Annotated in this window: 20 protein-coding genes; 8 read left to right on the plus strand and 12 right to left on the minus strand. The window is 28.5% G+C overall.

The genetic code is table 11. The features are described from left to right. Window positions 1-680 precede the first annotated feature (680 nt). From IC174_RS11585 to IC174_RS11615, 7 genes are all read left to right on the plus strand, one after another. Window positions 681-1,583 carry an ABC transporter permease gene (locus tag IC174_RS11585; protein ID WP_227482956.1) on the plus strand — a complete coding sequence of 301 codons (903 nt, stop codon included), beginning with the start codon at window positions 681-683 and terminating at the stop codon, window positions 1,581-1,583. Beyond that, the gene (locus tag IC174_RS11590; RefSeq protein WP_227482957.1) at window positions 1,570-2,325 is read left to right on the plus strand and encodes an ATP-binding cassette domain-containing protein; all 756 of its coding nucleotides are present in this window, start codon (window positions 1,570-1,572) and stop codon (window positions 2,323-2,325) included. Before IC174_RS11585 ends, IC174_RS11590 begins: the two co-directional genes overlap by 14 nt. A gap of 153 nt (window positions 2,326-2,478) precedes the next feature. Beyond that, window positions 2,479-3,516 (plus strand): ABC transporter substrate-binding protein, encoded by a 1,038-nt coding sequence (locus IC174_RS11595; protein WP_227482958.1) that lies wholly within the window; start codon window positions 2,479-2,481, stop codon window positions 3,514-3,516. A 799-nt stretch (window positions 3,517-4,315) separates the two neighbouring features. Continuing rightward, window positions 4,316-5,218: an ABC transporter permease gene (locus IC174_RS11600; RefSeq protein WP_227482959.1), complete on the plus strand. Its 903-nt coding sequence runs from the start codon at window positions 4,316-4,318 to the stop codon at window positions 5,216-5,218. Continuing rightward, window positions 5,205-5,960 (plus strand): ATP-binding cassette domain-containing protein, encoded by a 756-nt coding sequence (locus IC174_RS11605; protein WP_227482960.1) that lies wholly within the window; start codon window positions 5,205-5,207, stop codon window positions 5,958-5,960. The genes IC174_RS11600 and IC174_RS11605 overlap by 14 nt, the downstream gene beginning before the upstream one ends. Before the next feature lie 156 nt (window positions 5,961-6,116). Continuing rightward, complete coding sequence (locus IC174_RS11610; protein ID WP_227433317.1) at window positions 6,117-7,139, plus strand: CD0873 family tyrosine ABC transporter substrate-binding lipoprotein; 1,023 nt, start codon at window positions 6,117-6,119, stop codon at window positions 7,137-7,139. Window positions 7,140-7,171: 32 nt separating this feature from the next. Continuing rightward, a complete protein-coding gene (locus IC174_RS11615; RefSeq protein WP_227433318.1) occupies window positions 7,172-8,188 on the plus strand; it encodes an ABC transporter substrate-binding protein in 1,017 nt (338 codons plus the stop codon). A 213-nt stretch (window positions 8,189-8,401) separates the two neighbouring features. Here IC174_RS11615 and IC174_RS11620 read toward each other — a convergent pair whose 3' ends face one another. The 4 genes from IC174_RS11620 to modA form a co-directional block, all read right to left on the minus strand. Beyond that, entirely contained in the window at window positions 8,402-8,959 is a 558-nt protein-coding gene (locus IC174_RS11620; RefSeq protein ID WP_227433319.1) for a sugar O-acetyltransferase, read from the minus strand. A 5-nt stretch (window positions 8,960-8,964) separates the two neighbouring features. Then, window positions 8,965-10,041 (minus strand): sulfate/molybdate ABC transporter ATP-binding protein, encoded by a 1,077-nt coding sequence (locus IC174_RS11625; protein WP_227433320.1) that lies wholly within the window; start codon window positions 10,039-10,041, stop codon window positions 8,965-8,967. Then, window positions 10,042-10,725 (minus strand): molybdate ABC transporter permease subunit, encoded by a 684-nt coding sequence (gene modB / locus IC174_RS11630; RefSeq protein WP_227433321.1) that lies wholly within the window; start codon window positions 10,723-10,725, stop codon window positions 10,042-10,044. It abuts the gene before it with no gap. 148 nt (window positions 10,726-10,873) lie between these two features. Beyond that, window positions 10,874-11,686: a molybdate ABC transporter substrate-binding protein gene (gene modA, locus IC174_RS11635; protein WP_227482961.1), complete on the minus strand. Its 813-nt coding sequence runs from the start codon at window positions 11,684-11,686 to the stop codon at window positions 10,874-10,876. Between the two features lie 192 nt (window positions 11,687-11,878). Between modA and IC174_RS11640 the strand changes: the two genes are divergently transcribed. After that, entirely contained in the window at window positions 11,879-12,808 is a 930-nt protein-coding gene (locus IC174_RS11640) for a helix-turn-helix transcriptional regulator (protein WP_227482962.1), read from the plus strand. Window positions 12,809-12,979: 171 nt separating this feature from the next. Here the strand turns inward: IC174_RS11640 and IC174_RS11645 are convergent, their stop codons facing one another. The 8 genes from IC174_RS11645 to IC174_RS11680 form a co-directional block, all read right to left on the minus strand. Continuing rightward, window positions 12,980-13,429 carry a hypothetical protein gene (locus IC174_RS11645; RefSeq protein ID WP_227433324.1) on the minus strand — a complete coding sequence of 150 codons (450 nt, stop codon included), beginning with the start codon at window positions 13,427-13,429 and terminating at the stop codon, window positions 12,980-12,982. A 200-nt stretch (window positions 13,430-13,629) separates the two neighbouring features. Then, complete coding sequence (locus IC174_RS11650; protein ID WP_227433325.1) at window positions 13,630-14,601, minus strand: alpha/beta hydrolase; 972 nt, start codon at window positions 14,599-14,601, stop codon at window positions 13,630-13,632. Between the two features lie 189 nt (window positions 14,602-14,790). After that, on the minus strand, window positions 14,791-15,645 hold the full coding sequence (locus tag IC174_RS11655) for a protein-ADP-ribose hydrolase (RefSeq protein ID WP_227433326.1): 855 nt from the start codon (window positions 15,643-15,645) through the stop codon (window positions 14,791-14,793). Window positions 15,646-15,972: 327 nt separating this feature from the next. Then, window positions 15,973-16,917, minus strand: a complete 945-nt coding sequence (locus IC174_RS11660; RefSeq protein WP_227433327.1) for an ABC transporter ATP-binding protein — start codon at window positions 16,915-16,917, stop codon at window positions 15,973-15,975. Next, window positions 16,910-17,935, minus strand: a complete 1,026-nt coding sequence (locus IC174_RS11665; protein ID WP_227433328.1) for an ABC transporter ATP-binding protein — start codon at window positions 17,933-17,935, stop codon at window positions 16,910-16,912. Before IC174_RS11665 ends, IC174_RS11660 begins: the two co-directional genes overlap by 8 nt. A gap of 73 nt (window positions 17,936-18,008) precedes the next feature. Continuing rightward, window positions 18,009-19,577, minus strand: coding sequence for an ABC transporter substrate-binding protein (locus IC174_RS11670; protein ID WP_227433329.1), 1,569 nt, complete (start codon window positions 19,575-19,577; stop codon window positions 18,009-18,011). A 115-nt stretch (window positions 19,578-19,692) separates the two neighbouring features. Further along, on the minus strand, window positions 19,693-20,604 hold the full coding sequence (locus IC174_RS11675; RefSeq protein WP_227433330.1) for an ABC transporter permease: 912 nt from the start codon (window positions 20,602-20,604) through the stop codon (window positions 19,693-19,695). Then, on the minus strand, window positions 20,588-21,574 hold the full coding sequence (locus tag IC174_RS11680) for an ABC transporter permease (RefSeq protein ID WP_227433331.1): 987 nt from the start codon (window positions 21,572-21,574) through the stop codon (window positions 20,588-20,590). Before IC174_RS11680 ends, IC174_RS11675 begins: the two co-directional genes overlap by 17 nt. Between the last annotated feature and the right edge of the window lie 116 nt (window positions 21,575-21,690).

The following is a 21,690-nucleotide window of genomic DNA, read 5'->3' on the forward strand; positions in this document are numbered from 1 at the left end:
AAAATAATAAAAATTCTGAATTGAAATAATCATTCAATTTATTATATCATATAATTTTGGTCATTATATTACTTCAAAATCTATTTTCATTAATTCTATAAAAAGTTTACCTTTTGCTCAATTTGTTTCTAAAATCCAAATGAATTTTAATTTTTATTTATAAATTAAAATTTAAGAAAACTACCCAATCCTATACATAAAACTTTTTTTATTCGAACTCAATTTTCTGACAATTTAATAATTTTTCAAAATTTATTGTTGACTTTTATTTTTTACTGTATTAAACTAATTACTATACAAAATATAAAACAAAATTTTCAAAATTATTAAATTAAAAGGAGAGGTAAATATGAAGACTTTATTAAACAAACAAGTACGATTTTTTAGTAGCCAATTTAGTTAGGGTTTGTAGCTAAGTTAAGACAAATTGTCATAACATAGATACAGACCCCTTAGGATTACCATTTTTAAGGATTGTATCTATGTTGGCTATAGTGATTGTTGTTAAAGTTTTTATTTTATCATCATATTATAGAGAGCCACATGGATTATACTGTGTGGCTCATTCGTGTTTTTGCCATACAGTTATATGTACTGTGTGGTTTTTTTATATCCAAAATTTAATTTTCAATTATATTTAAAAAATTATTTTAAAATATTTTCAAAGGGGTGTTTTATTTATGTCAGGTATTATATCTGTAATGACGCAAAGTTTAATTTTATCAATCATGGCACTGGGGGTTTATATAACTTACAAAATCTTAGATTTTCCCGATATGTCTGCTGATGGTAGCTACACAATGGGAGCTTCTATTGTAGCATTTTCTCTTACTAATGGGATTTCTCCTATAGTAGCAACTTTAATGGCTATTTTATGTGGTTGTATTGCTGGTCTTGTAACTGGTATACTTCACATTAAATTTAAAATATCTAACTTACTTTCTGGTATTTTAGTTATGGGAATGCTCTACTCTATCAACCTAAGAATAATGGGAAAATCAAATATCCCACTATTTAGTTTTAAACATTTATTCAATGGAGAAATATCTCCTATAGTTTTAGCTCTAGCATTTGTACTTATCTGTAAAGTACTTTTGGATTTATTCTTAAAGACAGGTCTTGGATACACTCTAAAAGGTGTTGGTGACAACTCTCAAATGATTAAATCTTTGGGTATAAACATCGGTTCTATAAAAATATTAGGGCTTATGATTTCAAATGGACTTATAGCTTTATCTGGTAGTTTGATGGCTCAATTCTTAGGATTCTCAGACGTAAATATGGGTATCGGAACTTTAGTACTTGGAATTGCATCTATCATAATTGGTATTACATTATTTAAGAAATTTACTTTTATTAAAAATACTACTGCAATAATTGTTGGTTCTTTCATATACCAATTCACTATATACTTTGCAATGAGTTTAGGTATGTTATCAACTGATTTAAAACTAATAACTGCCATAGTTATAATAGCTTTCTTAGCTACTGGTAACTTAAATATCTCACTAAAAAAAAACAAGTGCAAGGCTAGTACCAAAAATAAATCTGAAAAAAGAGGTGTTATAGATGTTACAAATTAAAAATATTTCAAAGAGTTTCCCAAATCCATATGGTCAACCTAATACTATATTTGAAAATTTATCCCTTAGTATAGAAGACGGTGAATTTGTAAGTATCATAGGTAGTAATGGAACTGGTAAATCTACTTTATTAAATATAATATCGGGATTATTAAAAGAATCCTCTGGTGAAATCACTCTAGATAATACTAATATAACAAATTTAGCTGAACACAAAAGAACTCAAATAGTAAGTAGAGTTTTTCAAGACCCAAGCTTAGGAACTTGTCCTTCTATGACAGTTAGAGAAAATTTATCTTTGGCTCTTAATAAGGGGAATTTGCTAAATTTAAAGAGATGTCTTCGTCATAAAACAAATGACTTAGAACACTTACTTGAAGGAATTTCTCTAGATTTAAAAAAATACTTAGATATCAAAGTACAATATCTTTCAGGAGGTCAAAGACAATCACTTTCACTAATTATGTCTAGTTTAGCAAGCCCTAAGGTTCTATTATTAGATGAGCATACAGCAGCACTTGACCCAAAGACATCAAATGAAGTAATTGAATTAACTGATAAAATTATAAGAGAAAAAAATATAACTACACTTATGGTAACTCACAACTTAAAGCATGCACTTCAATATGGAGATAGATTGATAATGCTCCATAAAGGTGAAGTGGTCTTAGATGTAAAGGGAAAAGAAAAAGAAGAATTAACAGTTGAAGAAATCTTAGAAAAATTTGAATATGCTGTTTAAAAGTATGTATTATGATAATTTAATTTTAGCTTAGTTACAAATTAGTTTATTTATAAAATAATTGTAAAATCATAATATTTTTAGCAATACTACAACCATTCATATGAATATATGAACATATATAATAATAAAATTTTTGAGGGGGATATAAAAATGATTAATAAAAAAAGATTGGTAAGTTTAATTTTAGCTGGTACTCTTGGAATATCTATGCTCACTGGATGTTCTCAAAATGGAGGCTCAGATGCTTCAAAAGACAATGAAAAAACAGACAAGAAAGAAATAAAAAATATAGGAATCACTCAATTAGTAGAACATCCATCTTTAGATAAGGCAAAACAGGGATTCATAAAAGCACTAGAAGATAAAGGTTATAAGGATGGAGATAATATAAAAATAGACTTCCAAAATGCACAAAATGATATGCCTACTACACAAAGTATTGCAAGTAAATTCGTATCTGATAAAAAAGATTTGATATATGCTATATCTACACCTTCAGCTCAAGCAGCTTATAATGCTACTAAAGATATACCTATAATCATGACTGCTGTTACAGACCCTGTAGAGGCTGGCTTGGTTAAATCTCTTGAAAAACCAGGTGGAAACGTTTCAGGTACATCAGATTATCTTTCAATTGATAAAACACTTGAATTGGTTAAAACTTTAACTCCAAAAGCAAAGAAAATAGGCGTTATATACAATACTAGTGAAGTTAATTCAAAAATACAAGTTGATTCTCTACATGATTATGCTAAGAAAAATAATTATGAAGTTGTTGAAAAAGGAATCAGTTCTTCAAGTGAAGTTAACCAAGCTATTTCTAGTTTAGTTGGCAAAATAGATGTTTTATATGTTCCTACTGATAATTTAATAGTTTCTTCTATGCCTATAGTTTCTAAAGTAGCTAACGAAAACAAAATACCTATAATAGCTTCTGAAGAAGGCTCTGTATCATCTGGTGCTTTAGCTTGTTGTGGAATAGACTATGAAAAACTAGGTTACAAGGCTGGAGAACTTGCTATTGAAGTGTTAGAGGGTAAATCTGTTGGTGATATACCTGTTGCTATGTTAGATGAAACTGAAATAATAATCAATGAAGATACACTAAAAGCACTTGACATGCAAAAGCTATCAGCAGATAATATAAAGTATATAAAGTCAGATAAAAATGCAAAATCTGCAGAGTAAAATGTAGTAAATTCAAAAAAGTAGGTAATATGAAAACTTTATATAGTAAGTACTCTTATCCACCCTAACCCTTTGAAAATTGTACTTATTGTAGCAATTTATTGCATATAAAGTTATTCATTTTCCATAAAGTCGTCTATTTTGACGACAGATTATGAAAGTTATATAACTTTCTAATCATTATTTGAGCTGTCTAAATAGAAATTTAAATTTCTTAGACAGCTTTTTTTTATAAATTTTAATATCTACAGCTTTATCTTCATTCCACATTTTTCTTTAATTAAATATTTTTTCACAAAATTCCCATTCAATTTATAAGTTTAGGATAACGTTTTTTCCAATTGATACATTTTCTTTTAAAAATTCCAAGTATACACTATGTAGTATCTTAATTAAATTTAGCAGTTGACTTTTATTATTGTATAATTTATAATTTATAACAAGTCAAGAATACATATAATTTTCTGACTAATTAAAATATTAAAAGGGAGAGATAATTATGAATACTTTATTAAACAATAAAAAATATTATTATTACTATAGCCACTATTTCTAGGGTTTGTACCTACGTTTTAACATAGATACAGACCCCTTAAGACTAGCAAAACTTTGGGATTGTATCTATGTAGGCTATATTGTTTATAGAGTTTTCATTTAACTATATAAGAGCCACATAGATTATACTATGTGGCTTATTCGTGTTTTTACCACATAGTTGTTTATACTATGTGGTTTTTTTATATACAAAATTAACAAATAATTAAAATTATAAAAATATTTTTAAAGGAGTGTTTTATTTATGTCAGGTATTATATCTGTAATGACGCAAAGTTTAATTTTATCAATCATGGCACTGGGGGTTTATATAACTTACAAAATCTTAGATTTTCCCGATATGTCTGCTGATGGTAGCTACACAATGGGAGCTTCTATTGTAGCATTTTCTCTTACTAATGGGATTTCTCCTATAGTAGCAACTTTAATGGCTATTTTATGTGGTTGTATTGCTGGTCTTGTAACTGGTATACTTCACATTAAATTTAAAATATCTAACTTACTTTCTGGTATTTTAGTTATGGGAATGCTCTACTCTATCAACCTAAGAATAATGGGAAAATCAAATATCCCACTATTTAGTTTTAAGCATTTATTCAATGGAGAAATATCTCCTATAGTTTTAGCTCTAGCATTTGTACTTATCTGTAAAGTACTTTTGGATTTATTCTTAAAGACAGGTCTTGGATACACTCTAAAAGGTGTTGGTGACAACTCTCAAATGATTAAATCTTTGGGTATAAACATCGGTTCTATAAAAATATTAGGGCTTATGATTTCAAATGGACTTATAGCTTTATCTGGTAGTTTGATGGCTCAATTCTTAGGATTCTCAGATGTAAATATGGGTATCGGAACTTTAGTACTTGGAATTGCTTCTATCATAATTGGTATTACATTATTTAAGAAATTCACTTTCATTAAAAATACTACTGCAATAATTGTTGGTTCTTTCATATACCAATTCACTATATACTTTGCAATGAGTTTAGGTATGTTATCAACTGATTTAAAACTGATAACTGCCATAGTTATAATAGCTTTCTTAGCTACTGGTAACTTAAATATCTCACTAAAAAAAAACAAGTACAAGGCTAGTACCAAAAATAAATCTGAAAAAAGAGGTGTTATAGATGTTACAAATTAAAAATCTTTCAAAGAGTTTCCCAAATCCATACGGTCAACCTAATACTATATTTGAAAATTTATCAATTGACATAGAAGACAGTGAATTTGTAAGTATCATAGGTAGCAATGGAACTGGTAAATCCACTTTATTAAATATAATATCGGGTCTTATAAAAGAATCTTCTGGTCAAGTATTATTAAATAAACACAATTTATCTAATTTGGCTGAACATAGAAGAACTCAAATAGTAAGTAGAGTTTTTCAAGACCCAAGTTTAGGAACTTGTCCCTCTATGACAGTTAGAGAAAATTTATCTTTGGCTCTTAATAAAGGTAAGTTATTAAATCTAAAAAAATGTCTTCGTTATAAAAGAGATTTTCTAGAAAATTTATTAGAAGGAGTTTCTCTAGATTTAAAAAAATACCTAGACGTACAAGTACAATTTTTATCAGGAGGTCAAAGACAATCACTTTCACTAATTATGTCATGCTTAACAAGTCCTTCAGTTTTATTACTTGATGAGCATACAGCAGCTCTTGACCCAAAGACATCAAATGAGGTAATTGAATTAACCGATAAAATTGTAAGAGAAAAAAATATAACTACACTTATGGTAACTCACAACTTAAAGCATGCTCTTCAATATGGAGATAGATTAATTATGCTCCATAAAGGTGAAGTGGTCTTAGATGTAAAGGGAAAAGAAAAAGAAGAATTAACAGTTGAAGAAATCTTAGAAAAATTTGAATATGCTGTTTAAAAGTATATATTATGATAATTTAATTTTAGCTTACTTACAAATTAGTTTATTTATAAAATAATTTTAAAGTCATAATATTTTTAGCAATACTACAACCATTCATATGAATATATGAACATATATAATAATAAAAAAATTTTTGAGGGGGATATAAAAATGATTAATAAAAAAAGATTGGTAAGTTTAATTTTAGCTGGTGCTCTTGGAATATCTATGCTTACAGGATGTTCACAAGGTGGAGACTCTAGCAATTCTAAACAAGAAAATAACTCTAAAGACAAAGAAGTTAAAAAAATTGGTATAACTCAATTGGTTGAACATCCAGCATTAGATGCTACTAAAACAGGATTTGTAAAAGCCTTAGAAAAAAATGGATTTAAAGATGGAGAAAATATTGATATAGATTTCCAAAATGCTCAAAATGATATGCCTACTACACAAAGTATTGCAAGTAAATTTGCATCTGATAAAAAGGACTTAATATTTGCAATATCTACTCCATCTGCTCAAGCAGCTTATAATGCAACTAAGGATATACCTATACTTATAACTGCTGTCAGTGACCCTGTCGCTGCTGGCTTAGTTAAATCAATTGAAAAACCAGGTGGAAATGTATCTGGAACATCAGACTTTGTTTCTGTAGAAAAAGGATTAGAACTACTTAAAATATTTGCTCCTAAAGCAAAGACTATAGGAGTTATGTACAATACTAGTGAAGTTAATTCAAAAGTTCAAGTTGATGCTTTAAAAGAATATGCTTCTAAAAATGGTTTTAAAGTTGTTGAAAAAGGAATAACTACTTCAAATGAAGTCAATCAGGGAATTTCTAGCTTAGTTGGTAAGATAGATGTTTTATATGTTCCTACTGACAACTTAGTAGCTTCTTCTATGCCAATAGTTTCTAAAATAGCTACTGAAAATAAGATTCCAGTTATAGCAGCTGAATCTGGTCCAGTTGAAAAAGGTGCTCTTGCTTGTCAAGGTATAAACTATGAAAAACTTGGTTACAAAACAGGTGAAATGGCTGTTAAAATTTTAAATGGTGAATCAGTTTCTGATATGCCTGTAGCTACATCAGATGATACAGATATCATTGTTAATGAAGATATACTAAAAGCTTTAGGTATGGAAAAACCTTCTAATGAAAATATTTCTTATGTAAAAACTAAACAAGAATAAATATAATAGATTTTTATGAGGGAGTGGTCAAAATGAAGTCCAGTAAGTTGATAAATTTAATTTTAATTGGTGTTCTTAGTGTATCTACCATTACAGGTTGTTCTAAAAATAATGAAGGTGAGTCAAATAAATCATCTGATAAAAATAATGAAATTAAAAAAATTGGTATTACTCAATTAGTTGAGCATCAAGCTTTAGATGCATCCAGAGAAGGATTCATTAAAGCTCTAGAAGATAATGGATTTAAAGATGGTAAAAATATAGAAATAGATTATCAAAATGCTCAAAATGATATGCCTACTACACAAACTATAGCTAGTAAATTTGTTTCTGATAAAAAAGATTTGATATTTGCTATATCTACTCCATCTGCTCAGGCATCATACAATGCTACTAAAGATATACCTATACTTATAACTGCTGTAACTGACCCTGTTTCAGCTGGATTTGCAGATTCTTTAGATAAACCAGGTAAAAATGTTTCTGGAACTTCTAATTTTACACCTATTGATAAGAGTTTAAAGGCTCTTGATATACTAATCCCACAAGCAAAGACTATAGGTGTTATATATAATACTAGTGAGGTAAATTCTAAAGTTCAAGTTGATAACTTGAAGAAATATGCAAATGATAAAGGTCTTAAAGTTGTTGAAAAAGGAATTAGTTCTTCTAGTGAAATAAATCAAGCTGCTTCTAGTTTAATGGGTAGCGTAGATGTTATTTATGCTCCTACAGATAATTTACTTGCATCTTCTATGCCTATCGTTTCTCAACTTGCTACTAAAAATAAAATACCTATAATAGCTGCAGAGGAAGGTATGGTAAAAGGTGGAGCATTAGCTTGCCAAGGTATAGATTATGAAAAATTAGGTTATAAGACTGGTGAGATGGCTGTTAAGGTCCTAAAAGGAGAATCTAAAGTTTCAGATATGCCTATAACAAGTTTAGAAGAAACTAATTTAATTATTAATGAAGATACTCTAAAGGCACTTTCTCTAGATAAACCTTCTGACAAGAACATAGTTTATATTAAAACTGAAAATAAATAATTTGACCACTCTAATTAATATAAAATATGAAAATAAAGTAAAATTTAATGATATTTTTATATACAATCAATATGCCTGTTTCTATGAATCTTTCCAAACATAAAAACAGGCATATTTTTTTATTTTAATATATTGTCTATTCAATTTTACATTGATATATTTCTTATCCAAAGATAATATATTAATAATCTTAACTTATTTATATAAATAAAATTATTCTTCTATATGTTTTATTACTCTACATGGATTTCCAACGGCTACAGTATTTGATGGTATATCTTTTGTCACTACACTTCCTGCACCTATTACCACATTATCACCTATAGTAACTCCTGGAGTTATAATCACGCCTCCACCTATCCATGCATTATCTCCTATCTTTACAGGTGAACCATACTCTATTCCTGAAATTCTAAGCTGTGCCTCAATTGGATGATAAGCTGTATAAATTTGAACATTTGGAGCTAACATTACATTATCACCAATTTCAATTTTACATACATCTAAAAAAATACAGTCATAGTTTGCAAAGAAATTTTCACCTACATGTATATTATATCCATAGTCACACCTTATATTTTGTTCAACATTTATTTGATTCCCAACTGAACCAAATAGTTTTTTTAAAATATCCACTCTTTTTTCATATTCATCTTCCAAAGAGTTATTAAACAACCTAGTTAATTTTTTACAATACTCTCTTTCTTTTACTAGCAATTCATCATTTGCATAGTAACCTTTCCCTGACAACATTTTTTCTTTTTCAGTCATATAAATTACTCCTTTTCTTTGCAATTGTACTTAAAGCAAAATAAATATTCCTGTGGAAAATCTAAATAAATGCTGTCTCCCTTATCAAATTTCATTTTGTTTTTTTCTAATTCTATCTGAATAGGCATACTTTTGCTAGATAAATTATTGTTTATAGCATATATAGTGTATGTAAATGGATTTTCTATAATGTTAATTAGTCTAAAACATAACTTGCCATCTAAATTTTCACTAGAATCTAAAACCTTAATATGATGCTCTCTGATTCCCACATATTCTATATTATCACCTATGTTTCCAGTTAATGTCAACTTACATCCCCAATCTGTAGCATAAATAGTATTGTTATCTATTCTATTTAATCGAGATATATTTTTACATCCTGTTATTTTTGCTTCTATAAGATATTTTGGAGACTCAAATAGTTCTTTTTTAGGTCTTTTTGGAAGACCTTCTCCTTTATTATAAACCATAATATCATCACAAACTCGGTAAGCTTCTTCAATATCATGAGTAACAAACAATATATCTCCCTTATAATCTTTTAACATATTCATAAGTTCTTTTTCCATATTACTTCTCAAATGATGGTCTAATGCAGAAAAAGGTTCATCTAAAAGTAGTATATCTGGAGATGTAGCTAAGGCTCTAGCTAGTGCTACTCTTTGTTGCTGACCACCAGATAATTGCCAAGGGTATCGACCCTCAAATCCATTTAATTTAAGTATTTCTAAATATTTCATTATTATTTCCTTTTTTTCATCTTTACTTAACTTTGAAAGACCAAGTTCGATATTTTGGCTTACAGTCATGTGAGGAAATAATGCATAGTTTTGAAATAAAAAACCAATGTTTCTTTCTTGTGTTGATAAATTTATCTTTTTTTCAGAATCAAACAATACTCTTTCATTTAATATAATCTTACCTCTTGTAGGTTTTTCAAGTCCTGCTATACATTTTAATGTCATACTTTTTCCAGAACCAGATTCACCTAAAAATCCTAAAATTCCTTTTTCCTGTTCAATTTTTACTTTTAATTTAAAAGAGGATAAATCTTTTTCAATATCTACATATAAACTCAACTATCTGCACCTCTTTCCTATTATTTTCTGCTGGAATTCTGACCAATAATTTAATAATAAAATCATTGCTATAGATATCGCTACAATAATCATAACCCACATCATAGCTTTATTCATATCTCCACCTTCAACTGCAAAAAATATAGCGATTGGCATAGTTTGAGTTTTTCCAGGTATATTTCCAGCTATCATAAGTGTAGCACCAAATTCTCCAAGTGCTCTAGCAAACGACAACACAAGTCCACCTATTATCCCAGGCCAAGCTAATGGTACTGCAATCTTTAAAAAAACTTTCCATTCATTAAGACCTAAGGTTCTAGCAGCAGACAACATGTTGCTATCAATTTGTTCAAAAGCTGACCTTGAAGTTCTATACATCATAGGAAAAGATACTACTACTGCTGAGATTACAGTTGCTGTCCAGCTAAATATTAAGGTTTTATCAAAATTCAGTAAAAATTTACCTACAAAGCCATTTTTCCCACATAACAACAATAAAAAGAATCCAACAACTGTGGGTGGCAAAATTAATGGAAGTGTAAAGATACCATCTATAATACCTTTCCACTTACCTCTATAGTTAGCCATAATATATGACACAAATATTCCTATTATAAAAGTTATTATCGTTGACAAAAAAGCTGTCTTAAGTGATATCCATAAAGGTGACCAATCTGTCCCCATTTTTTCCCTCCTTAATTTAAATGGAAATAGTGAAATTAATAAATATATTAATTTCACTATTTCCATTTTATTATAATATACAATTATTTTCAATTTTCATTTATTTATATACAACTTCTTTTTAATTACATATAAATTATTTGTAAGCTTATTCTACTTTTTTATATCCAAATTCCTCAAAAATCTTTTGTCCTGCATCACTCAACAGGAATTCTTCAAATTTCTTAGCAGCATCTGCATTTTTACTAGCTTCAATTACTGCAACTGGATATGTAATAGGTGAATGAGTTTTTTCATCTGTTTTCTCAACTACTTTTATTTTATCATTATTCACAGTGTCACTAAAATAAACGAATCCAACATCTGCATTACCTGATTGCACCCATGCTAAAACCTCTTTTACATCTTTTGCAAACACCAATTTATCTTTTAATGTCTCTTTTAAATTTAAATTAGTTAATACTTCATCTGCATATTTACCTGCTGGAACACTTTCAGCCTCTCCAACTGCAATTTTCTTTACTTTATCTGTAGTTAAGTCTTTCATACTAGATACATCACTACCAGCTGAAGAAATAAGAACTAAATCATTTTTAACTAAATCTTTCATAGTATCAGAAACCAATAACTTTTCTTCATCTAAAGCTTTCATTTGTTTCTGACCTGCTGAAATAAATAAATCACATGGTGCACCTTGTTCTATTTGCTGTTGAAGTGAACCTGATGCTCCATAGTTAACTGTAAGCTTTACATTGGAATCAACTTTTTTGTATTCTTCTTCAATTTTTGCCATTGCTTCTTTTAAACTTGCAGCAGCAGATATGTTTAGTTCTACTGTCTCACTGCTTTTATTTGTTTTTTCTTCTTTACTATCATCTTTTGGACTTTCTTTACTACTACATCCAACTGTCCCCAAAGTTAAACATGCAACTAATCCTAATATTCCCAATATTTTTTTCATAATACTCTCCCTTTTTGTAAATTTGATACATATTTTAATTCGTTTTATCATGTTTTATCACGTTTTGTTATGTATAACTTAATTATATATACCTGCTAATAAATTTTCAAGTAAATTATTTATATTACTTTTAAATATTTTTCTACATTTTTCTTTTTTTAATGTTAAAATAACCTTATATGGAGGTGGATTATGGACTCATTATCATCTTTGACACCTGTTGAAGTAGCTGAATTATTAAAGATAACAAAAAATACTGTATATGAATTAATCAAAAGAGGTGAACTTCCTTCTTACAAAGTAGGTAAAAAAATAAGAGTTGATATTAAAGATGTCGAAGAATATATCAACAATCAAAAAACTGGTAAAATTAAAGATACACATTTTAACAATAAAAATATAGATATTGATAATAATTGTAAAATTATTATTTCTGGTCAAGATGTAATATTAGACATTTTAGCTAGGTCTGTTGAAAAAAGATTAGATAGAGTAAATACATTTCGCTCTTATATAGGAAGTTATAATGCTTTATATGAATTATATAATGGCAGGGTTTCTATAGCATCATCCCATCTATGGGATTTTGAAACAGACGAATATAATAGTACTTTTGTTAAAAAACTATTGCCAGGAATCCCATGTGTACTTATAAATCTAGCATATAGAATGCAAGGTTTTTATGTTGCTAAAGGAAATCCTAAGGAAATAAAAGGTTGGAATGATTTAACCAGACCAAATATAACACTTGTAAATCGAGAAAAAGGGGCTGGAACTAGAGTTTTGCTTGATGGCAAACTTAGACTTTTAAATTTTAATGGCACTGATATAAATGGTTATTATAATGAAGAATTATCGCATTTAGGTGTAGCAAGCAAGGTTTCTCGTGGTATAGCTGATGTTGGATTAGGCAATGAAAAAGCTGCTCTACAAGTAAACAATATTGACTTTATTCCTCTTCACAAGGAACGTTATGATTTGGTTATTAAAAAAGAAGACTTGAAAAACCCTGTCTACCAAACTATAATTAGTATAATTAATTCAGCTGAATTTAAGGCCGAACTTCAAGGTCTTGGTGGATATGATTTGATTGACACAGGCAAAATCATAGCAGAAGTTTAAAAATAAAAATCGCAATCTATTTTTACATGATTTATAAATTAATTGTAAAGTAAATTGCGATTTTTATGTATGCCAAAAACGTACATCAAAAAACTCAGTCTATCATAAAAACCTATATTGTTCATTTTGGTAGCCACATATAAAATTCAATATACTAAATAGTTAAATATATTAATATATATTTACATAATAGTAATTTTCCTTAATGTAGATTAACGTATTATGTGTTTTTGATATGAATAATTTTCCTATCTTGTATACATGTGGTAAAATAAATGAGTTTAATAGGTTATATACAAAGTTGCTTTCTTCTTGTATCTTCTCAACTAATAAATTATTAATAAAATTATCTTTTTCATTTTCAATAACTTCACTCCAATTTATTTTAACTTTTAATATGTATCTTCCAACTAAGTATACACATTCTGTAACAAATAACAATAATACTATATAATCAGCTCCTCCTGATTGATATAAACTTCCTGATACTAAGGGTTTAGCAAAAAAGTTATAAAAATTTAAAGTATCTCCTGTATAGTCAAAAAATATTAATAGTAATCCCAAAACTCTTAATACTCTCATATTCAACATGCCTTTTTCTTTATTATTTTTGTTTTTCATATATACTACCTCTCTTTTCGTTAGATTTTATTGTATATAATACTAACTCTTTTATTTGAGGTACAGGTGAATTTAATTGGTAGTTATTTTCATTTTCATAATCAATTAATTCATATTAAATATTTATATTTAATATGAAAAATAGCTTATTTATTTTGTAATAAAATAAATAAGCTATTAAAATATACAACTAATTTCTATTAATTGATAATACTACTATCTATAAACCTAAAAATTCTATTGAAATATGCTCTACTATCAGAGTCATATCCAGCAACATGTTCAATACCTTCTATGAGCCATAGCTCTTTTTTATTATGCTTGACTAAGTCATACATGGTTTGGCTATTTTGATAATTACAAACAGTGTCTTTTGTTCCATGTATAAATAGTATAGGAACATTACTCTTTTCGATTGCCTTATATGGTTCTACATCACTATACCAAAATCCAGATTTAAATTTATTATACACATCCCCACATGCTACGACATAATTTACTAATACATTTGGTATATGTTTTTCTATTACTCCCATTCTAATGGCATCCTTCATTTCAGAATATGGAGAATCCAATATATAAAAATCGACCTCTTGACTTTCTGAGTTTATAGCTGTATGCATAGCAGCTGTTCCTGCACCCATAGAAAATCCATGGATTCCCAATTTACCATCTGGGAATTTATTTTTTACAAACTTAACTATACTATCTAAATCATATCTCTCATAAAGACCAAATGTATAATTGTCGCCTCCACTATTACCAGTATTTCTTTGATTGTAAATCAATACATTATAACCTTTATCTAAGTATTCATATGCTATTTTTAGCATTTCATAGTGATTACTTCCCATTCCATGAACAATTATAATAGTATTTTTTGTTTTTATATTTGAATTCATAAAAAGACTTTCAAGTTTGTAATTATTAGAACTTTGTATCATCAGCTCATCTGTCTTGTAGTTTTTCAATTTATCTAAGGGCTTATCTTTCCTCTTAGAAAATACTTTTAATACATCTTCTTTTTTTATTAACTGTTCTGAGCCAACTGAGCTATCGTACACCAATTTGCCAAATATATACGATATGATTAACGGTATTAACAGAAATACAACTGATACAATTATTACCTTATTTCTTAAACTAATATAATTCTTAAAACTATTTTTCATATTTATTTACCATTTAATTTTCCTATATTTTGTTTTTTAAAAGTAATACAATCGCTACTTATACTACTCTTATGATTTCTATTATACCTATTAATCTACTAAAATTACAAATTATATTTTATCAATCATTAATATTTATAAGCTATTGCCTTATCTAATAAATATTACTAGATACTTTATTGGCAAGTGCTATCTAAATATTCTTCTATATTTTTCTTCTTCCTCTTCTGTGAATACATTAAATACAACTTTTAAATTTTTCTCAGGATTTTCTTTTAGCCATAATCTCACTCTATTTACAGCAAGATTAGCTGCTTCTTTTTTTGGATATCCAAATACCCCTGTAGAAATACCACAAAAAACGATATTCTTTATTTCATCAATTTCTCTTATAGTATTTAGAGATGATTTGTAGCAATGTAGTAATTGTTTTTCCTGTTCTTTGCTTGGCTGACCACCAGATACAATAGGTCCAACAGTGTGTACTACAAATTTTGCAGGTAGACAATAACCTCTAGTTATTTTAGCATCTCCTGTATATTCTAAATGTCCTTGTTTTTTTATTATTTTGTCACAATCTTCTCTAAGTCTAGGACCTGCGCATGAATGTATCTCATTATCTACACATAAATGTAATGGTTGTAAACATCCTAATAGCTTATTGTTTGCAGCATTTACTATTGCATCTGCTTTTAAATTAGTTATATTGCCTCTCCATATAGCAATGCCTTCCTCAACTTCTTCTATATCATTTACATCTACTAACTCTCTTTCTTCACATTCAATTAACAATAAGTTATGTAACATACTAAGTATCTCTGGAGCAATTTCTTTTGGTGGATATACATTAAGAAGTCCTCTAAGTATATCTCTAGGCTTGATTTCATCATTTGATAAATTGTATATTTTAGAAGGAACTTCTTTTGAAAAATATGCAATTAAAGTGTTTATATTTTTCTTTCTTTGTTCGTCAGTTAGAGGTTTGATACTTCTATCAAAATCCTCAAATAAGTTTACATCATCAGCATAATCTCTCCACTTCATAGCTATCTCTCCATTCTTTTATTTTAGAATTATAAAAAATAATTATGTATTATGTACATACTTATTTATTTCTATAAACACTTACATAAATCCTGTTAAAAGTGTAAATTTTTTAATATTAATATATTTAAAGACAAAATATAGAACAATTTTAAGTATTTTATATAAACCTTTATAAAATAATATGCTACTTGCTAACACTTTAATCATAAAATTTTTAAATATAATAATTAAAGGGAACGTTCTAAAGCTTACACTTTTACACATAAATTTACATACATAAAAACCACTCTAAATAAGCAACTCTTACCTAGAATGGTTTTTACACTAAACAACTTTTAAATTTTGTTGGTATTTATTTATATCTGATTTAGAAGCATATACAAAATGACCATCTGAAACCTCAATCCAACTTGATAACTCATCACTTGAACAATTATACATACTATAATTATATTCCACTCTATTTCTTACCTTAGCATATCTTGGGTCAGGAATAGGAATTGCAGAAAGTAAAGACTTTGTATATGGATGTATAGGATTATTATACAACTCTTCTGAATTCGCTAATTCTACTAATTTTCCATTATGCATAACTCCTATACGGTCACTAATATGTCTCACCATAGATAAATCATGCGCTATAAATAAACAAGTTAAATTCTTTTCTTTCTGTAATTTTTTAAATAAATTTACTATTTGTGCTTGTATAGACACATCTAAAGAGGCTATCGGTTCATCAGCTATTATAAACTCTGGGTCTACTGAAAGAGCTCGAGCTATACCAATACGTTGTCTTTGCCCACCTGAAAAGTCAGAAGGATATTTATTTGCATAGCTTCTATCAAGTCCCACTAAATTTAACATCTCATAGACTTTATCCAGTCTTTCTGCTTTATTTTTACAGACACCCTGAATTTTAAGTGGCTCTGAAATTATATCTCCAATTGTCATACGAGGATTTAATGATGAGGTAGAATCTTGAAAAATAATCTGCATACTTTTATTTACATCTTTTTTTACAAATTTATATGATTTTTTATCTGAGATACAATTTCCCTTATAAATTACGTCTCCACCAGTAGGCTCATGTAACTTTATTATAGTTTTACCAGTTGTAGATTTTCCTGAACCAGATTCTCCTACTAAACCAAATATCTCTCCTTTATATATATCAAAACTTATATCATCAACTGCTTTTACAATAGTACTTTTATCCAAATGAAAATATTGTTTTAAATTTTTTATTTCTAGTATTTTTTCTTTATTCATTAGAAATCACCCTTCCACCATTTACCCTAACTGGTATATTTATTTTAGGTGCATCTGGATGCAATAACCAAGTTGCTGCACTGTGTGTATCATTAATTTTAAACATTGGTGGCTCCTTTTCATAATCTATCCTAAGAGCATTTTTATTTCTTACTGCAAATGCATCCCCCTTTGGAGGATTTAATAAATTTGGAGGCATTCCAGGTATATTATACAAATAATCTTCTTGTGAATCTAAAGTAGGTAATGAACCTAATAATCCCCAAGTATATGGATGTCTAGGGTCATAAAATATATCTTCTACTGTTCCTATTTCTACAATCTTACCTGCATACATAACTGCTATCCTATCAGCCATAGTTGCAACTACACCTAAATCATGAGTTATAAATATTATTGATAAGCCTATTTTATTTTGTAGTTCTTTTATTAAGTCAATTATTTGAGCTTGTATAGTCACATCCAAGGCTGTTGTAGGCTCATCAGCAATTAATACTTCTGGATTACAAGCTAGTGCTATAGCAATTACTATACGTTGCCTCATTCCTCCTGAAAAATGATGCGGAAATTGTTTAAATCTTTTTTCAGGATTATCTATCCCAACTAATTCAATAAGCTCTATAGCTCTTTTCTTAGCTTCACTTTTACTTATGCCTTGATGGATTACTATAGCTTCAGTTATTTGCTTTCCTATTGATATGGTTGGATTCAAAGATGTCATAGGGTCTTGAAATATCATTGATATATCTCTTCCTCTAATATCTTCCATTTCTTTCTCAGATTTTTTAACTAAGTCCTTTGATTTAAATAGAACCTCTCCACTTTTGATATATCCATTATATGGAAGTATCTTTATCAAACTTTTGCATAATACAGATTTTCCACAACCAGATTCTCCAACTATAGCTAGTGTTTCACCCCTTTTTAGGGTAAAGGACACATCTCTCACAGCCTGTACTTCGCCTTCTTCTATTTTAAAGCTTACAGATAGATTATTAACCTCCAATAAATGTTCCAAAAACCATCAACCCCTATGCTATTCAAACCTTAGGGATATATTTCATCCCTAAGGTTTCTAATTAATCTAACTATTATTCTATTGTCCAATCAGCTATGTTCCAGAATATCCCTACACCATGATGACCTAAAACTGTATCAGGTGTTAAACCTTTTATATTTGGTTTTCCAACATATATAGCATCTATATAAGCAATAAATGTATATGGCATATCTTTAGTCATCTCTACTTGGAATTGTTTATATAACTTTAATTTTTCATCTTTATTTTCTGTTTCTCTTGCTTGTTGAAGTATTTTGTCTATAGTAGGATTAGAATAAGCACTGTAGTTTGCACCTTTATCTGTTCCAAATACTTTATATGTATGGTCATCTGGGTCAAATGGACTTCCCCAACCGATTAAGTGCGCATCTTGATTAGCCCAATCTGTTTCAGTTACAACTACAGCTTTAGCATCAACACCTATTTCTTTTAGCTGTTGTGCACATATTTTAGCCATATCAACTCTAACTTGGTCACTTTCGCCAGCTGTTATTTCAAAAGCTAATTTAGTACCTTCTTTTTCATATATTCCATCAGAACCTAACTTCCAACCTAATTTTTCAATTTCTTGCTTAGCCTTTTCTGGATTATATTCAAATTTCTCTATATCAGGATTATTATATGGTCCCATTTGTAAAGGTGAATATGCGGCTACACCATGACCCAATAATACACTATCAACTATTGCTTTTCTATCTATTGCATAACTTAAAGCATTTGGTAATCCTTTAGTCTTTTCATCTTTAAAGAATTTAGAATTGAAGTTATATAGTATACCTCTATAATCTGCAGTTTTCATTATATTTACTTTAAAATTCTTTTCGTCTTTCTCAAAATTAGACATATCTTTAGGAGTTACTTGTGCTAAATCTAATTCACCTGATTTTAATTGCATTGCTTTAGCTTTGTCATCTGGTACAATCTTAAATACTACTTTATCCAGTCCTGGCTCTTTTACAAAATAATCACTATTTTTAACAAGTGTTATACTTTGCCCTTTATCCCATTTTTCAAGTTTGAATGGTCCAGTACCTATTGGTTTTTGATTAAATCCATCAGTAGTTATATCTTTACCTTCTAATGCATGTTTTGGTAATATTCCAACTGTTAAATAATCAAGCATTGCTGTATTTGGTGCTTTTAAAGCAATTTTTATAGTAGTATCATTAATTACATCAATTTTTGTTATATCTTCATAATTTGATGCTATTTCAGAAGCATTGTCTGGATTCATTATAGTTTCCATTGTGAATTTAACATCATTTGCTGTAAATTTCTCTCCATCATGCCACTTAACATCATCTCTTAAATTAAAAGTATATGTATTTGTTGCTTCATCAAATTTCCAATCTTTTGCTAGACAAGGAACTACTTTATTATTTTCATCATGAGCTGTTAATCCATTAAATATCAATGAATTTATTTCGCCATGTTCATATAGTGCTGGATTTATACTTGTATAGTCATTACTTCCATAAACAAGTACTTTACCATCTTTAGGTTTATCTGTTTTTTTGTCCCCATTTCCTGCACTCGAACAGCCTGCCATTAGACTAAGTATCATTACTAGACTTAAAACTTTTAATTTTTTTAATTTCATGATGCTCCCCCTTTTGCTTTTAATAATAAATATTTTTTAAAGCTTTGACCCCATTTATTTAAATAGATATTTCAAATACCTTAGTATTTGCTTATTTAACACTTAAAACGCTGATTTATAAATTACTTGATTTTTTATTATTGCTCTTTCTTATATAATTACCAATATTAGTTATACAGACCAATGTAGTAACTAAAAATATACCTGGAATTAGGATAATCCACCATCTATTTGAAAGCAGTGCTTCTTCTGATAAAGATAGCATACTTCCCCAAGAAACAATTTCTATTGGCAAACCAATTCCTAAAAAACTCAGTGTTGACTCAGTTCCAATAGCTGCACCTATATTTGTTACTACCATAAACATTATTGATGCAACAAAGTTTGGAAGTAAGTGCTGTTTTAATATATATAAAAATCCTCCACCCATACTTTTAGCTGCTAGTATGTACTCACTATTTCTTATTTGTCTAACTTCAGTCCTTACAATCTTAGATATATTCATCCAACTTGTTATCCCTATTACTATGGACATAGATATTGGATTTGAATTCCCAAGTATCGCTTGTACAAATATTATAATTAATATTGATGGTATACTAAGTATGATTTCTGTAAATCTCATCATTGCATCATCTACAAGCTCAGATGCTGAACCGCTTATGCTACCATAAACAATTCCTATAATAGTTGATATTATTGTCGAAAATATTCCTATAAATAAAGATATTTTTCCTCCATACCATATCATAGAATATATATCTCTTCCCATTGAATCTGTTCCAAAGAAAAAATCTTTACTTGGAGCTAAATTAGAACTTACTAAATCCATATATGTTGGCTCATGTGTCATTATCAAAGATGAAAATACACTTCCAATAACTATAATGGATAAAATTATGATTGATATATATGGTAACTGTTTAAATTTTTCAAACAGAGTTTTTTTTATTTCTATTTGTTCATCTTTTACTACTGAAATATAATTTTCTCCTACAATCTCAAAATCACTACATTGCGGCTTCATTGTTATCACCTCTATCGTACTTCATTCTAGGGTCTATTTTATTGTTTATAATTTGAGCTAGCATATTTCCAAATACCACTAAAGCTCCTGTTATTAGACATAAAACTAATAACATATTATAATCGTGATACTTTGCACTCTCAAAACAAAGAGTTCCTAACCCTGGATAAGAAAAAACCTTTTCAACTACATAAGTTCCTCCTAATATATGAGGTATTGAAATAGCCATGATACTTATATATGATGGCATTATATTTCTCAGGCAATGCTTAAAAACAATGGTTCTATTGTTTAAACCTTTTGCTTTACATAGCAATACATAATCTTCTCTTATTTCTTCTAGCAATTTATTTCTTATCATATATGTGTAATACCATAAATGGCTCAATATAAGTACTGTAAGAGGTAATATTAAATGAGATATCCTACTTGATATACTATATTCCTCTCCCATTGAATAAGCTCCACTACTTGGAAGTATACTTAGATTTATACTGAATATAAGTATAAGTACTAAAGCAACCCAGAATGATGGAATACAATTGGTTATCGTACCTAGTTTACATATAACCCTATCTATAAGCTTATCTTCATGCAATGTACAAAAAATTCCTAAAAGTAATGCTAGAACAAAGGTAAGTATGTATCCTGAACCACCTAATATGATAGTATTTATATAAACATCATTTATAACAGAAGTAACATTTTGCTTATATTTAAATGAAATCCCAAATTCTCCTTTTGATGCATCTGAAATCCATTTTATATATTGACTGTATATTGGTTCGTTTAGACCAAGTTTTTTCATAGCATTTTCTTTTTCTTGAGTACTCATTCTTTCTACACCATCTCCATAGTAAGAAATTAATGGGTCTCCTGGAGCAAGTCTTGCCATATAAAAAACCACAAAAGATAATAAAAACATTACTAAAATAAACTGCAACAACTTTTTAACTATATCCTTTAACAAACCCCTATTCCCCCTTTGTTGCAATAAAAAAAACCACCAAAAGCAAGCGTCAATCGACGTTTAAACCTTCGTGGTTTTATTATCATTAAATAAAAATTAAATTTTAAATATTTATC

This window comes from Clostridioides sp. ES-S-0001-03 (genome assembly GCF_020676075.1).
Taxonomy (GTDB): Bacteria; Bacillota; Clostridia; order Peptostreptococcales; family Peptostreptococcaceae; genus Clostridioides.

Excerpts from the sequence above, each read along its gene's own strand:
- modB (WP_227433321.1), bottom strand. The coding sequence starts at position 10,725 with ATGGGGACAGATTGGTCACCTTTATGGATATCACTTAAGACAGCTTTT.
- IC174_RS11660 (WP_227433327.1), bottom strand. The coding sequence starts at position 16,917 with ATGAATAAAGAAAAAATACTAGAAATAAAAAATTTAAAACAATATTTT.
- IC174_RS11595 (WP_227482958.1), top strand. The coding sequence starts at position 2,479 with ATGATTAATAAAAAAAGATTGGTAAGTTTAATTTTAGCTGGTACTCTT.
- IC174_RS11600 (WP_227482959.1), top strand. The coding sequence starts at position 4,316 with ATGTCAGGTATTATATCTGTAATGACGCAAAGTTTAATTTTATCAATC.
- modA (WP_227482961.1), bottom strand. The coding sequence starts at position 11,686 with ATGAAAAAAATATTGGGAATATTAGGATTAGTTGCATGTTTAACTTTG.
- IC174_RS11585 (WP_227482956.1), top strand. The coding sequence starts at position 681 with ATGTCAGGTATTATATCTGTAATGACGCAAAGTTTAATTTTATCAATC.
- IC174_RS11655 (WP_227433326.1), bottom strand. The coding sequence starts at position 15,645 with ATGAAGTGGAGAGATTATGCTGATGATGTAAACTTATTTGAGGATTTT.
- IC174_RS11640 (WP_227482962.1), top strand. The coding sequence starts at position 11,879 with ATGGACTCATTATCATCTTTGACACCTGTTGAAGTAGCTGAATTATTA.
- IC174_RS11610 (WP_227433317.1), top strand. The coding sequence starts at position 6,117 with ATGATTAATAAAAAAAGATTGGTAAGTTTAATTTTAGCTGGTGCTCTT.
- IC174_RS11590 (WP_227482957.1), top strand. The coding sequence starts at position 1,570 with ATGTTACAAATTAAAAATATTTCAAAGAGTTTCCCAAATCCATATGGT.
- IC174_RS11645 (WP_227433324.1), bottom strand. The coding sequence starts at position 13,429 with ATGAAAAACAAAAATAATAAAGAAAAAGGCATGTTGAATATGAGAGTA.
- IC174_RS11675 (WP_227433330.1), bottom strand. The coding sequence starts at position 20,604 with ATGAAGCCGCAATGTAGTGATTTTGAGATTGTAGGAGAAAATTATATT.
- IC174_RS11670 (WP_227433329.1), bottom strand. The coding sequence starts at position 19,577 with ATGAAATTAAAAAAATTAAAAGTTTTAAGTCTAGTAATGATACTTAGT.
- IC174_RS11620 (WP_227433319.1), bottom strand. The coding sequence starts at position 8,959 with ATGACTGAAAAAGAAAAAATGTTGTCAGGGAAAGGTTACTATGCAAAT.
- IC174_RS11650 (WP_227433325.1), bottom strand. The coding sequence starts at position 14,601 with ATGAAAAATAGTTTTAAGAATTATATTAGTTTAAGAAATAAGGTAATA.
- IC174_RS11615 (WP_227433318.1), top strand. The coding sequence starts at position 7,172 with ATGAAGTCCAGTAAGTTGATAAATTTAATTTTAATTGGTGTTCTTAGT.
- IC174_RS11605 (WP_227482960.1), top strand. The coding sequence starts at position 5,205 with ATGTTACAAATTAAAAATCTTTCAAAGAGTTTCCCAAATCCATACGGT.